Genomic DNA, 14,045 nt, shown 5'->3' with positions numbered 1-14,045 from the left:
ATAGGCCATTACTCTCCATCTTTTTTGCCCCGGCGTTCGATGCTCATGCCCACTCCAGGAAAAAAACTGCTGATCGCCGCTCTGCTGGTGACGGTCACTGCCGTGGCCATTGGGGTTGCGATCAAACCCACGACGAGCAAACTCTTGCCCCCCACTGCGATTCCGGTGCGGGTGGTCAGCGTCGTCGAACGCGATGTGCCGCGATTTGTCACCGGCATCGGTTCGGTGCTGTCGTTGCACAGCGTGGTTATCCGCCCGCAGATCGACGGCATCCTCACCAGGTTGTTGGTCAAGGAAGGTCAATGGGTGAAGACCGGTGACCTGCTGGCGACCCTCGATGATCGCTCGATCCGCGCCAGCCTCGATCAGGCCCGTGCGCAACTGGGTGAAAACCAGGCGCAGTTGCAGCTCGCCGAGGTCAATCTCAAACGTTACAAATTGCTGAGTGTCGATGACGGGGTCTCCAAGCAGACCTACGACCAGCAACAAGCGCTGGTCAATCAGTTGAAAGCCACCGCGCAGGGCAATCAGGCGGCCATCGATGCGGCGCAGGTGCAGCTCTCCTACACACAGATTCGCTCGTCGGTGACGGGTCGCGTCGGTATTCGCACCGTGGATGAAGGCAACTTCCTGCGCATGAGCGATACCCAAGGACTGTTTTCGGTCACCCAGATCGACCCGATTGCCGTCGAGTTCTCCCTGCCACAGCAAATGCTGCCGACACTGCAACGGCTGATCAGCGCAACCCCTCCCGCTGACGTGAATGCCTACCTCGGCGCCGACACCAATGGCCAGACCGGCGACTTGCTCGGCGAAGGCCACCTGACGCTCATCGACAACCAGATCAATGCCAACACCGGGACCCTTCGCGCCAAGGCCGAATTCAACAACGCCGGGCAAAAGCTCTGGCCGGGGCAATTGGTGACGATCAAGATCCAGACCGCCGTCGACAAGCATGCCTTGGTGGTGCCGCCGTCCGTGGTCCAGCGCGGGCTGGATCAGCCTTTCGTTTACCGGATCAACGGCAACAAGGTCGAATCCGTTCCGGTGCAAATGGTCTATCAAGACAGCGGCCTGAACATCATCAAGGGCGTACAGGCCGGTGATGTGCTGGTCAGCGATGGTCAGTCGCGGCTCAAGCCCGGTGCCAGCGTGCAGATTCTCAGCGAGCCGGCGCTCACGCAAAATGCTCCGGCGGAGCAACAACCATGAAGGTCCATGGCGGTATTTCCGCGTGGTGCATCGACCATCCGATCGCCACGGCACTGCTGACGTTCGCGCTGGTGCTGCTCGGGTTGATCGCCTTCCCGCGCCTGCCCATCGCCCCTTTGCCGGAGGCCGAGTTTCCGACCATTCAGGTTGCCGCCCAGTTGCCCGGCGCCAGCCCCGACACCATGGCTTCGTCGGTGGCGACGCCGTTGGAGGTGCAATTCAGCGCCATCCCCGGCATGACCCAGATGACCTCCAGCAGTGCCTTGGGTTCGAGTAACCTGACCCTGCAATTCACCCTCAACAAAAGCATCGACACCGCTGCACAGGAAGTTCAGGCCGCGATCAACACCGCCGCCGGCAAACTGCCCAAGGACATGCCGACGCTGCCGACCTGGCGCAAGGTCAACCCGTCTGACAGCCCGGTACTGATCCTCAGCGTCAGTTCGACGCAAATGCCCGGCACCGAGCTCAGCGACTACGCCGAAACCCTGCTGGCGCGACAACTGAGCCAGATCGACGGCGTCGGCCAGATCTATATCACCGGCCAGCAACGCCCGGCGATTCGAGTCCAGGCCTCGGCCGACAAGCTCGCCGCCATCGGCCTGACCCTCGCCGATGTGCGCCTGGCCATTCAGAAAACCAGTCTCAACCTGGCCAAGGGTGCGCTGTACGGCGAGTCGAGCATTTCCACGTTATCGACCAACGATCAGTTGTTCCATCCCGACGAGTACGGTCAGCTCATCGTCTCTTACAAGAACGGCGCGCCGGTCCAGCTCCGGGACGTGGCCACGGTGGTCAGTGGCTCGGAAGACGCCTACGTCCAGGCCTGGTCCGGCGATCGGCCGGGGGTCAACCTGGTGATCTTGCGGCAACCGGGCGCGAACATCGTCGACACCGTGGACCGGATTCAAGCCGCGTTGCCGGGCCTTCAAGCGATGCTCCCGGCGTCGATACAGGTCAGCGTGCTGATCGACCGGACCCAGACCATCCGCGCTTCGCTGCACGAGGTGGAAATCACGCTAATAATCGCGATCCTGCTGGTGGTCGCGGTGATGGCGCTATTCCTGCGCCAGTGGTCGGCGACGCTGATCGTTTCCAGCGTACTCGGGGTCTCACTGATCGCCAGTATCGCGTTGATGTACATCATGGGCTTCAGCCTGAACAACCTGACCCTGGTGGCGATCGTCATTTGCGTAGGGTTTGTGGTCGACGATGCGATTGTGGTGGTGGAGAACATTCACCGCCATCTGGAGGCCGGCGATGGCATGCGCGAGGCGGCGATCAAGGGCGCTGGCGAGATCGGGTTTACCGTGGTATCGATCAGCTTCTCGCTGGTCGCGGCGTTCATTCCGCTGCTGTTCATGGGCGGAGTGGTCGGCCGGTTGTTCAAGGAGTTCGCCTTGACCGCCACCTCGACCATCATGATCTCGGTGGTGGTTTCGTTGACCCTGGCACCGACCATGGCCGCCCTGTTCATGCGTGCACCGGCACACGACGCCCACGCCAAACCCGGTTTCGGTGAGCGCCTGCTCTCAATGTATGAACGTGCACTGCGCCGTGCCCTGGCGCATCAGAAACTGATGCTGGGGCTCTTCAGTCTGACGCTGTGCATGGCGATTGCCGGCTATGTGTTTATCCCCAAAGGTTTCTTCCCGATACAGGACACCGGTTTTATCCTCGGCACCACCGAAGCCGCCGCCGACGTGTCGTTTCCGCAGATGGTGAAAAAGCACCAGGCCCTGGCTGAAATCGTTGCCGCGGACCCTGCGGTGCAGACCTTCTCCCATTCGGTAGGGGTCTCGGGCAGCAACCAGACCATCGCCAACGGGCGCTTCTGGATCTCCTTGAAAAACCGCGGCGATCGCGATGTGTCTGCCAGTGCCTTCATCGACCGGATTCGTCCACAACTGATGAAGGTCCCGGGGATTGTGCTGTACCTGCGCGCCGGGCAAGACATCAACCTCAGCTCCGGCCCCAGCCGCGCTCAGTATCAGTACGTGCTCAAGAGCAACGACGGTCCGACACTGAATCTCTGGACCCAGCGCCTGACCGAAAAGCTGCGCGGTATTGCGGCGTTCCGCGACATTTCCAACGACCTGCAACTGGGCGGCAGCATCACCCACATCAACATCGACCGTGCCGCTGCGGCGCGCTTCGGGCTGACCGCCAGCGATGTCGACGAAGCGCTCTACGACGCCTTCGGCCAACGGCAGGTCAACGAGTTCCAAACCGAAATCAACCAGTACAACGTCATCCTCGAACTCGACACCCGCCAACGCGGCAAGGCTGAAAGCCTGGCCTACTTCTACCTGCGTTCGCCACTGAGTGGCGAGATGGTGCCGTTGTCAGCGCTGGCCCGTTTCGATGCGCCGACCATCGGCCCGTTGTCCATCGCCCATGACGGCATGTTCCCGGCCGCCAACCTGTCGTTCAACCTGGCCCCCGGCGTGGCCTTGGGCGATGCGGTGATTTTGCTCAATCAGGCAAAAAATGAAATCGGCATGCCGGCCTCGGTCAACGGCAATTTCCAGGGCGCAGCCCAGGCGTTCCAGAGTTCCCTGGCCAGCCAGCCATGGCTGATTCTGGCGGCGCTGGTGGCGGTGTACATCATTCTTGGCGTGCTCTATGAGAGTTTCGTGCACCCGCTGACGATCATCTCGACCTTGCCTTCCGCCGGCCTCGGTGCCTTGATTTTGCTGTGGATCCTCGGCCAGGACTTCTCGATCATGGCGCTGATCGGCCTGGTGCTGCTGATCGGTATCGTCAAGAAAAACGGCATTCTGATGATCGACTTCGCCCTCGATGCCCAGCGCAATCGTGGGCTATCCCCCGAAGCAGCGATCTTTGAAGCGTGCCTCACGCGGTTCCGCCCGATCATGATGACCACCCTCGCCGCCCTGCTCGGCGCGCTGCCGCTGATGCTCGGTTATGGCACCGGCGCCGAACTGCGCCAGCCGCTGGGGATCGCGGTGGTCGGCGGTTTGCTGGTCAGCCAGGCGCTGACGCTGTTTACCACGCCAGTCATATACTTGTGGCTTGAGCGGGTGTTCCATCGGTCCACACCAGCGCCTGCGCTGGCGACCACACACTGAGGCGGGTCATGCGCGTTCTGATTATCGAAGACGAAGAGAAAACCGCGGATTATCTGTACCGCGGCCTGACCGAACAGGGTTACACCGTGGACCGGGCCCCGGATGGGGTCGAAGGTTTGCACCTGGCACTGGAAAGCGATTACGCGGTGATCATTCTCGACGTGATGCTGCCGGGTCTCGACGGCTACGGCGTGCTGCGCGCCCTGCGTGCGCGCAAACAGACCCCGGTGATCATGCTGACCGCCCGCGAGCGCGTCGAAGACCGGATCAAAGGCCTGCGCGATGGCGCCGACGATTATCTGGGCAAACCCTTTTCGTTTCTCGAACTGGTCGCCCGCCTGCAAGCCTTGACCCGCCGCAGTGGCGGTCATGAGCCGGTGCAAGTGACGGTCGCCGACCTGTGGGTCGATTTGATCAGCCGCAAGGCGACCCGTGCCGGCACGCGGCTGGACCTGACCGCCAAGGAGTTCTCGCTGCTCAGCGTGCTGGCCCGTCGTCAGGGTGAAATCCTGTCGAAAACCGCGATTGCCGAGATGGTCTGGGACATCAATTTCGACAGCGACGCCAACGTCGTCGAAGTCGCGATCAAACGCCTGCGGGCGAAAATAGACGGGCCGTTCGAAGAGAAACTACTGCACACCATCCGCGGCATGGGCTATGTGCTGGAGAGCCGCAGTGCCTCGTAACTCCATTGCTTTGCGCTTGAGCGGCATGTTCACGCTGGTGGCGGCGCTGGTGTTTCTGTTGATTGGCTGGGCGTTGTATCAACAGGTCGAAAAGGGCCTCGCGCTGTTGCCGGAAGCCGAACTGGATGCGCGTTACAGCGTGCTCGAATCCACGGTCGGGCGCTTTGGCACCCCGGAGCATTGGCTGAAGATCAACAACAAGCTCAAGCTGCTGGGTGAAGAGGACAAGCGCATCAGCTTCTGGATCATCAGTGGCGATGCCCACTACGAATACGGCAACATCACCCCGCAGATTCGTGCCTTGGCGCAAGGGCCAACAGGCAAGCGCGACGTACAGCTGCCAGAGCAGTCCTATCCGATGAAAGTGCTGGTCAGCCAGTTTCCGGCCAAAGACCAGCGCCCACCGCTGCGCTTCATGATCGGCATCGACACACAAACCTTCTATGAAACCCAGCATCACTTGTTGACCGCCTTGATCAGCCTGGCAATCATCGGTGTGCTGCTGGCCTCGGCGCTCGGTTACTGGGTGGCGCGGATTGGCCTCAAGCCCTTGATCAAGTTGTCCCAAGAAGCTCAACGACTGGCACCGCCGTTGCTGTCCTCACGGCTGCAACTGTCGCCGCTGCCGCCGGAACTCAGTCAGTTCGTCAACTCGTTCAACTCGACGCTGGAGCGGGTCGAGCAGGCCTATACGCGGCTCGAGTCGTTCAACGCCGACGTCGCCCACGAACTGCGCTCGCCGCTGACCAATCTGATCGGTCAAACCCAGGTTGCCCTGACGCGTGGACGCTCGGCGGAACACTACTTCGAAGTGCTGCAATCAAATCTCGAAGAACTCGAACGGCTGCGATCGATCATCAACGACATGCTGTTTCTGGCCAGTGCCGACCAAGGCAGCAAGGCCACCAAACTGACGTCCACCTCACTGGCGCACGAAGTCGCCACCACCCTGGACTACCTGGATTTCATCCTCGAAGACGCTCAGGTCAAGGTTCAGGTCAGCGGCGATGCCCAGGTGCAGATCGAAATCGCCCACCTGCGCCGGGCGCTGATCAACCTGCTGAACAACGCCGTGCAACACACGGCCCCCGGCCAGGTCATTCGGGTGCGGATCAACGTCGAGGAGCATCAGGTCAGTATCGGCGTGGCCAACCCCGGCGAGCCAATCGCCAGCGAACATCTGCCGCGCTTGTTCGAGCGTTTCTATCGGGTCGACGCCTCGCGCAGCAACAGCGGCGCCAACCATGGCCTGGGACTGGCCATCGTCAAGGCGATTGCGCTGATGCATGGTGGCAATGTGTTTGCACGCAGTGATAACGGCGTGAATACGTTCGGGATCTATTTGCCGATTTGAAAGATCGCAGCCTGTGTAGGAGCTGCCGAAGGCTGCGATCTTTTGATCTTTTGATCTTTTGATCTTTTGATCTTTTGATCTTTTGATCTTTTGATCTTTTGATCTTTTGATCTTTTGATCTTTTGATCTTTTGATCTTTTGATCTTTTGATCTTCAGCGATCATACAGGCGCCAAAAGATCGCAGCCTGCGGCAGCTCCTACTGTTGTTTTTTCTGCAACAGTCCTTTATTCAATCCGCTCTTTTTCCCGACACCGAAGACCTTTACGTTGGCCGTACCAAACAGCACTTGCCAAGCAAGAAGGTTTTCAAGATGTCCAACAGTATGGGTATTGCCAGCGCTTTCGTTTTGTCGTCCTTGTTCTTGTCTCCATTTGCCATGGCCGAAGAGTCGCCGGCATTTGTCGCGCATAATGCTGCGCGTGCCGAAGCCTTCGACAAGGCACAGGCTGAACTGACCGCAAAAGCACAGAAACCTGAGCAAACCCGGCAAACATCGGCTAGCCAGGCTCAACCACAGGTTGAAAAAGACAGCTGATCGGCAACACCACCCAGTTTCCCTCGACACGTCTCAAGGCTCTTTCCCTTGAGAAGTTGTCTTCAAAGCCGCTGCTATCAGCGGCTTTTTTTTCGTGGTGTATTTATCAGGTATTCCTTCGTTATTAGCCAATAAGAAACACCCGAATTATTAAAAATTACAACTACTGTTATTGGCCCAAGGAACTGTCCCCCCGTGAGCATCACCCTCAAACCCTGTCCGCTATTCATTGCAATGGCCGCAACGATGACCGCAACGACTACATGAACCGCAACCGTCAGTAGCAGACCCACGACACTGAACTGAAAGCCGGTGAACTGTTTCTCGACAACCCGGTGATTGCCGGCGGCATGAGCCGCCTACAGCCTGCACTTTACCGTGGGCGTCGGTAGCCACAGCGTCACCGCCGCTTACCAGCGCGTTAACGGCAACACGCCGTTCGATTACATCTCCCAGGGCGACAGCATCTTCTTCGACAACTCGCAGCCGTACTCGGACTTCAACGGCCCGAACGAGCGCTCGTGGAAACTCAAGTACGCCTATGATTTCGCCGGTGTCGGCGTGCCAGGGCTGACCTCGACCGTGTCGTATTCACGTGGCACGCTGGATTTGAGCAAGGTTGATCCGAACAGTCGTGGCTATGCCAACTTCTGCAACGAAGATGGTAAAAATGCCAAACACTGGGAGCGTGATATCGATCTCAAGTACGTGGTCCAGGGCGGTACGGCCAAGGATCTGGCGGTACGTCTGCAATGGGCCACCAACCGCGGCGGCAACGGCTATGGCGCGCTGGATACCGACACCGATGAATACTGGGTGATCGTCGACTACCTGCTGAACGTTTTCTAAGAAAAATTCACAAAAAGGCCAGCACCCGCACTGGCCTTTTTTATGTCCGGGATCTATACATGCACTGAGATAAACGAACTGATATCTGCAATGTCGCCCGGCTTGTCCGGGAGCTACGCTGATGATGTCCCTGTGCAGAAATCAGAACCATGAGTGCAAACCGCACACACCGCTCCATAACGGGCTCTACCCGCCGACCAGAACTCATGCTGGTTCTCGGCAGCTCGCTGACTGTCGTCTCGATTATCGCCATTGTCACCTTCCTGCTGATCCGCGAACACGCCAATGCCATGCAGGCGGCCACTCGTGGTGCGACCAACATCGTGCAATTGATCGACGCCGATGTGCTGCGCAATGTCGAGCTCTATGACTTGTCACTGCAAGGATTGATCGCTGCCGCCCAACGCGACGACCTGCAGCAGGTTTCGGCGCAGATCCGCCACCTGGTGCTGTTCGACCGCGCAAGCACCGCACGTTTCAAGGGCGATGTCCTGCTGCTCGACAAGCATGGCGAGGTGATCGCCGATTCATCGTTGATTCAGCCCAAACCGGGCAATTTTTCTGACCGCGACTACTTCCAGGCCCACGTCACCCATCGCGACACCGGGATGTTTATCAGTCGGCCGTTCAAATCCCGTTGCGACTGCGCTGACAGTGATCAGTGGCGCATCAGCTTCAGTCGGCGCATCTCTTCGCCCACCGGGGAGTTTCTTGGCGTTGCCGCCGCTTCCATGCGGCTGGCGTACTTTGATGAGCTGTTCAGCAGCTTGAACATCGGCACTGACAGCACCCTCAACGTGCTCGACAAGGACGGCATACTGCTGGCGCAAAAGCCCATGCTGACGGATGACAGCATTGGCAAGAGCTTTGGCAGTCGGCCCAACGTCATACGCATCCTGCATGAAGGCAGTGGCAGCTTCGTCAGCGTGTCGAGCATGGACCACCAGGACCGCCTGTATACCTTTTCGCGCGTCGGGAACTTGCCGTTGACGGTGAGCGTCGCGCTCTCCATGGACGAGCTCTTCGCCAGCTGGAAACGCACCGCGTACGTAATCAGCGGTGCAACCGGTGTGCTGTGTATCGGCCTGATGTGGCTGACCTTGCAGCTGTGCCGAGAATTGCGCCTGCGCCGTCACGCCGAGCAGGAACTGGCTGAACAGGCCGCTATTGACGCACTCACCGGCGTGGCTAACCGGCGGACGCTCGACCAGGCCTTGAACCGCGAATGGTCCCGTGCCCAGCGCTCGGGCAAGCCGCTGTCGGTGCTGATGATCGACGCCGATCACTTCAAATCGTTCAACGACCGCCACGGCCATCAGGGCGGCGACGATGCGTTGCGCGTGCTCGCCAGAGTCATCAGCGAAAACATCCGTCGCCCTTCCGATCTCGCCGCGCGGTATGGCGGCGAGGAGTTTTCCGTGGTGTTGGCCGAGACTGACACCTTTGGTGCACTGCAGATTGCCGAAAATATCCGTGCGGCAGTCGAACAATTGCCACCGTTCGAAGGCGACGAGTCACCGATCACCGTCAGTATCGGCCTCAGCACCTCGACTGGCCAACCGGGCGAGAGCCTGGAAAACCTGATGTACGCCGCCGACAAAGCGCTGTATCAGGCCAAACATCGTGGGCGTAATCGGGTGGTCAGCGCGCAGGAATAGACGTCTTCCCCCCTTCACCCTCTTCCCCCTTCACCTGCGTAGGAGCTGCCGCAGGCTGCGATCTGTTGATCTTCAACACTGCCAAAAGATCGCAGCCTGCGGCAGCTCCTACGCAGGCTTTGGTGTCACCACAAAACCGCAGGCATAAAAAAAGGCCACCCGAAGGCAGCCTTTAAAAACTAGAGAGGTTTTTGCTTACACGGCCGCAACCGGGCGCATGTAAGAGATCGGTGCAGTGCTGGCGTCTTCAAACGTCACGACTTCCCAAGCATCTTTCTGCTCAATCAATTTGCGCAGAAGCTGGTTGTTCAGTGCATGGCCCGACTTGAAGCCTTTGAACTCACCAATCAGGCTATTGCCCAGCAGGTAGAGGTCACCAATTGCATCGAGGATCTTGTGCTTCACGAATTCGTCTTCGTAGCGAAGGCCGTCTTCGTTCAGTACACCATCCGCGTCGACCACGATGGCGTTCTCGACGCTACCGCCGAGTGCGAGGTTGTGCTTGCGCAGGTACTCGATATCACTCATGAAACCAAAGGTCCGGGCGCGGCTGACTTCTTTTACGAACGAAGTGCTGGAAAAATCCACGCTGGCACTTTGAGTGCGGTCACGAAACACCGGGTGATCGAAATCGATCTCGAAGCTCACTTTGAAGCCTTCGAAAGGGACGAAAGTGGCGCGCTTGTCGCCGTCTTCCACTGTCACTTCACGCAGGATCCGGATGAACTTCTTGGCTGCGTCCTGTTCTTCCAGGCCAGCCGATTGAATCAGGAATACGAAGGGTCCAGCGCTACCATCCATGATCGGGACTTCGGACGCGGAGAGCTCGACGTAGGCGTTATCGATGCCCAGGCCAGCCATGGCCGAGAGCAAGTGCTCCACCGTGTCCACTTTGACGTCACCGTTGACCAGTGTCGTCGACATAGTGGTTTCACCAACGTTTTCCGCGCGAGCAGGAATCTGCACCACAGGGTCCAGGTCGGCACGACAAAACACGATGCCGGTGTCTACAGGCGCAGGCTTGAGGGTCAGGTATACCTTCTCCCCGGAGTGCAGGCCGACACCTGTGGCACGGATAATATTTTTCAGAGTGCGTTGTTTAATCATGGCTTGGGCCGCTTCAGCGCAAATTGCGAACTGGTATCAACAAAGGCTGGCGATAATAGCAGACCAGACCTTTGCTGAACACCAATCACCTTCATCGCCCTGATACATTCCATCAATCGGCCTGACGACGCAGGAATGCCGGGATGTCCAGGTAATCCAGATCGTCTTGCGGATTCATCTTCGCGGCAGTCGCAGCACCGGCCTGAGCCTGGTTGCGCATGACGGTCGGACGGTCAAGGTCACGGTAGTTTACCGCTGGTTGTTCCTGACGTGCAGGGGATTGTTGTTGTGGCTGCGAAGCCATGGAGGTGTGAACGGTATTGTCGATAACCTTCACAGGCTTCTCGATTTTCGCGCCCAGACCGGTGGCAACCACAGTCACGTGCAGCTCGTCGCGCATGTCCGGATCGATAACGGTACCGACCTTGACCATGGCGTGCTCGGAAGCGAACGCTTCGATGATGCTACCCACGTCGGAGTACTCACCCAGAGACAGGTCAGGACCGGCGGTGATGTTCACCAGGATGCCGCGTGCACCTTGCAGGTTCACGTCTTCGAGCAACGGATTGCGGATCGCCGCTTCGGTCGCTTCACGTGCACGGTTCGGACCGCTGGCGCAGCCAGTGCCCATCATTGCCATGCCCATTTCGCTCATCACGGTACGGACGTCGGCGAAGTCGACGTTGATCATGCCCGGACGCTTGATGATGTCGGAGATACCGCGAACGGCACCGGCCAGTACATCGTCGGCCTTGGCGAAAGCCGACAAGAGGCTGGCGTCTTTACCGAGGATGGTCAGCAGCTTCTCGTTGGGAATGGTGATCAACGAGTCGACGCTTTCAGACAGCAGACGGATGCCTTCGTCGGCGATCTGCATGCGCTTGCGACCTTCGAACGGGAACGGACGGGTCACCACCGCAACGGTGAGGATCCCCATTTCCTTGGCCACTTCGGCAATGATCGGCGCAGCACCGGTACCGGTACCGCCGCCCATGCCGGTGGTGATAAACACCATGTTTGTGCCTTGCAGCACTTCGGCGATGCGCTCGCGGTCTTCCAGAGCGGCCTGACGACCGACCTCAGGGTTCGCGCCAGCACCCAGACCTTTGGTCACGCCGGTGCCCAATTGCAGGATGGTCCGCGCGCCGATGCTTTTCAGCGCCTGGGCATCAGTGTTGGCGCAGATGAACTCAACGCCTTCAATGTTGCTCTTGACCATGTGATTGACAGCGTTGCCGCCGCCACCGCCAACACCGATAACTTTAATTACCGGGCTTGCGGGGATGTTGTCTACGAGTTCGAACATTTTCCCTCTCCTTACGTTCTCTAGTTTTTTTCGCCTACTGCGCCTACTGCGTACAACGGTGCTGCGGTGTCACGGTGTGGCGGTGTTGCGGTAAATCGTTAGAAATTGCCCTGGACCCAGCTTTTGATGCGATCGATCAACGGGCTCTTGGCCTCGTCATTGTTGTAGCTATCGCGACTGCTGCTGATCCCGGAGAAGGAAATGCCATCGGACTGCTTTTGCAGGCCATACATCAGCAAACCCACACCGGTGGAATAAATCGGGTTGCGCACTACATCGTCCAGGCCTCTGACGCCATGCGGTACGCCCAGGCGAACCGGCATGTGGAAAATCTCTTCGGCCAACTCGACCGCGCCTTCCATCTTCGAGGTGCCGCCGGTCAGCACGATGCCGGCCGGGATCAGGTCTTCGTAGCCGCTGCGACGCAGCTCGGCCTGGATCAGCGTGAACAGTTCGTCGTAACGCGGCTCGACCACTTCGGCCAAGGCCTGACGGGACAGCTCGCGCGGCGGACGATCACCGACGCTTGGGACCTTGATGGTTTCACCGGCGCCGGCCAGTTTGGCCAGGGCGCAGGCGTAGCGAATCTTGATTTCTTCGGCGTACTGAGTCGGAGTGCGCAACGCCATGGCGATGTCGTTGGTCACCTGATCACCAGCAATCGGGATCACCGCGGTGTGACGAATCGCGCCTTCGGTGAAGATGGCGATGTCGGTGGTACCGCCACCGATATCCACCAGGCACACGCCCAGCTCTTTCTCGTCATCGGTCAGTACCGAGTACGCAGAAGCAAGCTGCTCGAGAATGATGTCGTCGATTTCCAGACCGCAACGACGCACGCACTTTTCAATGTTCTGTGCAGCGTTCACCGCGCAGGTAACCACGTGAACCTTGGCTTCCAGACGAACGCCGGACATGCCCAAAGGCTCACGCACGCCTTCCTGGTTATCGATCACGTAATCCTGCGGCAACGTGTGCAGAACGCGCTGATCCGCCGGAATGGCCACGGCCTGGGCGGCATCGAGCACGCGCTCAAGGTCGGCCGAGCTGACTTCGCGATCACGAATCGCCACGATGCCGTGGGAGTTCAGGCTGCGAATGTGATTGCCGGCCACACCGACGAACGCCGAGTGAATCCGGCAACCGGCCATCAGTTGCGCTTCTTCGATCGCGCGCTGAATGGACTGCACGGTGGATTCGATATTCACCACCACGCCCTTCTTCAGGCCGCGGGACGGGTGAGTACCGATCCCGACGATTTCAAGTTGGCCATCGGCCGCGACCTCGCCTACCAGCGCCACCACCTTGGAGGTACCGATATCCAGACCGACGATCATTTTGCCGCTTTGCACGTTTGCCATGGTCCTGCCTCTTCTCAATTCTTCGCGACGGCGCGTTGGGCCGTCGTGGGCGCTACAGGTTCCCGCCAGCCGACGGCCAGGCCGTTGGCATAACGCAGGTCGATGCGCGCAATGTTCGTAATCTGTTCTTTAAGCGTCTTGTCGTAGATGGCAATGAAGCGGCGCATCTTTTCCACCAGGTGATCGCGACCCAGCAACAGCTCGATCCCAGGGCCCGCGCTACCCGCGCCAGTGGTCAAAAACCAGCTGCCGCGTTCACGCAATTCCAGCCGGGCAATCGAGAAGCCCAATGGCCGTAACATCTGGCTCAACACCTGATACTGCTGCATCACTTGCTGCTGAGCCCGTTGTGGGCCGAACAGCTGTGGCAAATGTTCGTAGTTGGCCAATTCACGCGGCGTAAACGCCTGCCCCTGGTTGTTCAGCAGCGCTTCGTCACCCCAACGGGCCACGGGCAGTTGCTCTTCCAGACGAATCACCACCTGGTCAGGCCAGACGCGACGCACTTCGGCGTGCGCAATCCATGGCATCTGTTCCAGCTCGGTACGCATGCTCGCCAGGTCAATGGTGAAGAAGCTTGCCGCCACGTACGGGGCGATCCGCTGCTGCACCGCTTGCTGGCTGATGTAACTCAAATCGCCCTGCACGTTGATCTTGGTGATCGGTCGGTCGGCGTACGGCAGCAAACGCTGTGCACCTTCGTAAGTACCGAACCCCAGCGCGACCAACAGCACGGGCCAGAACAAGGCTTTGAGAAAACCAAAATTGGCTTTCGGCAGGCGCACCGACATCGGCTCTTTGGCCACCATTCGGCTGGCACCCCGCGGCACCGGCTTGCGGCCGGGTGCGGGTGGCTGATGACGTAGCTGGGCGCCTTGCATGG

At 59.2% G+C, this 14,045-nt stretch carries 11 protein-coding genes and 1 pseudogene; 8 read left to right on the top strand and 4 right to left on the bottom strand.

What is annotated here, in order from left to right:
• Nucleotides 1-45: 45 nt before the first annotated feature.
• The 8 genes and pseudogenes from BLL42_RS18900 to BLL42_RS18870 all read left to right on the top strand — a co-directional run bounded on the left by BLL42_RS18900 (nt 46) and on the right by BLL42_RS18870 (nt 9,388).
• A complete protein-coding gene (locus BLL42_RS18900; protein WP_071555796.1) occupies nt 46-1,212 on the top strand; it encodes an efflux RND transporter periplasmic adaptor subunit in 1,167 nt (388 codons plus the stop codon).
• Nucleotides 1,209-4,304, top strand: a complete 3,096-nt coding sequence (locus BLL42_RS18895) for a multidrug efflux RND transporter permease subunit (protein ID WP_071553429.1) — start codon at nt 1,209-1,211, stop codon at nt 4,302-4,304. Before BLL42_RS18900 ends, BLL42_RS18895 begins: the two co-directional genes overlap by 4 nt.
• Nucleotides 4,305-4,312: 8 nt before the next feature.
• Nucleotides 4,313-4,990, top strand: a complete 678-nt coding sequence (locus BLL42_RS18890; RefSeq protein ID WP_071553428.1) for a heavy metal response regulator transcription factor — start codon at nt 4,313-4,315, stop codon at nt 4,988-4,990.
• The gene (locus tag BLL42_RS18885) at nt 4,980-6,344 is read left to right on the top strand and encodes a heavy metal sensor histidine kinase (RefSeq protein ID WP_129586963.1); all 1,365 of its coding nucleotides are present in this window, start codon (nt 4,980-4,982) and stop codon (nt 6,342-6,344) included. The genes BLL42_RS18890 and BLL42_RS18885 overlap by 11 nt, the downstream gene beginning before the upstream one ends.
• Nucleotides 6,345-6,656: 312 nt before the next feature.
• A complete protein-coding gene (locus BLL42_RS18880; RefSeq protein ID WP_071555795.1) occupies nt 6,657-6,881 on the top strand; it encodes a hypothetical protein in 225 nt (74 codons plus the stop codon).
• Between the two features lie 302 nt (nt 6,882-7,183).
• Nucleotides 7,184-7,273, top strand: coding sequence for a hypothetical protein (locus BLL42_RS31100; protein WP_129587010.1), 90 nt, complete (start codon nt 7,184-7,186; stop codon nt 7,271-7,273).
• Nucleotides 7,242-7,730: pseudogene (locus tag BLL42_RS18875) on the top strand (OprD family outer membrane porin); the annotation flags it as partial. The gene BLL42_RS31100 and the pseudogene BLL42_RS18875, both read left to right, overlap by 32 nt.
• Nucleotides 7,731-7,879: 149 nt before the next feature.
• Complete coding sequence (locus tag BLL42_RS18870; protein WP_071553426.1) at nt 7,880-9,388, top strand: sensor domain-containing diguanylate cyclase; 1,509 nt, start codon at nt 7,880-7,882, stop codon at nt 9,386-9,388.
• 195 nt (nt 9,389-9,583) lie between these two features.
• Here BLL42_RS18870 and lpxC read toward each other — a convergent pair whose 3' ends face one another.
• The 4 genes from lpxC to BLL42_RS18850 all read right to left on the bottom strand — a co-directional run bounded on the left by lpxC (nt 9,584) and on the right by BLL42_RS18850 (nt 14,043).
• Complete coding sequence (lpxC, locus tag BLL42_RS18865; protein ID WP_054595720.1) at nt 9,584-10,495, bottom strand: UDP-3-O-acyl-N-acetylglucosamine deacetylase; 912 nt, start codon at nt 10,493-10,495, stop codon at nt 9,584-9,586.
• 112 nt (nt 10,496-10,607) lie between these two features.
• On the bottom strand, nt 10,608-11,801 hold the full coding sequence (gene ftsZ / locus BLL42_RS18860; protein WP_054595719.1) for a cell division protein FtsZ: 1,194 nt from the start codon (nt 11,799-11,801) through the stop codon (nt 10,608-10,610).
• Nucleotides 11,802-11,899: 98 nt separating this feature from the next.
• Nucleotides 11,900-13,162, bottom strand: a complete 1,263-nt coding sequence (ftsA, locus tag BLL42_RS18855; RefSeq protein ID WP_019693553.1) for a cell division protein FtsA — start codon at nt 13,160-13,162, stop codon at nt 11,900-11,902.
• Nucleotides 13,163-13,176: 14 nt separating this feature from the next.
• Entirely contained in the window at nt 13,177-14,043 is an 867-nt protein-coding gene (locus BLL42_RS18850) for a cell division protein FtsQ/DivIB (RefSeq protein WP_071553425.1), read from the bottom strand.
• Between the last annotated feature and the right edge of the window lie 2 nt (nt 14,044-14,045).

Source organism: Pseudomonas frederiksbergensis, from assembly GCF_001874645.1.
Taxonomy (GTDB): domain Bacteria; phylum Pseudomonadota; class Gammaproteobacteria; order Pseudomonadales; family Pseudomonadaceae; genus Aquipseudomonas; species Aquipseudomonas frederiksbergensis_B.
This window is presented reverse-complemented; position numbering and strand designations above follow the sequence as displayed.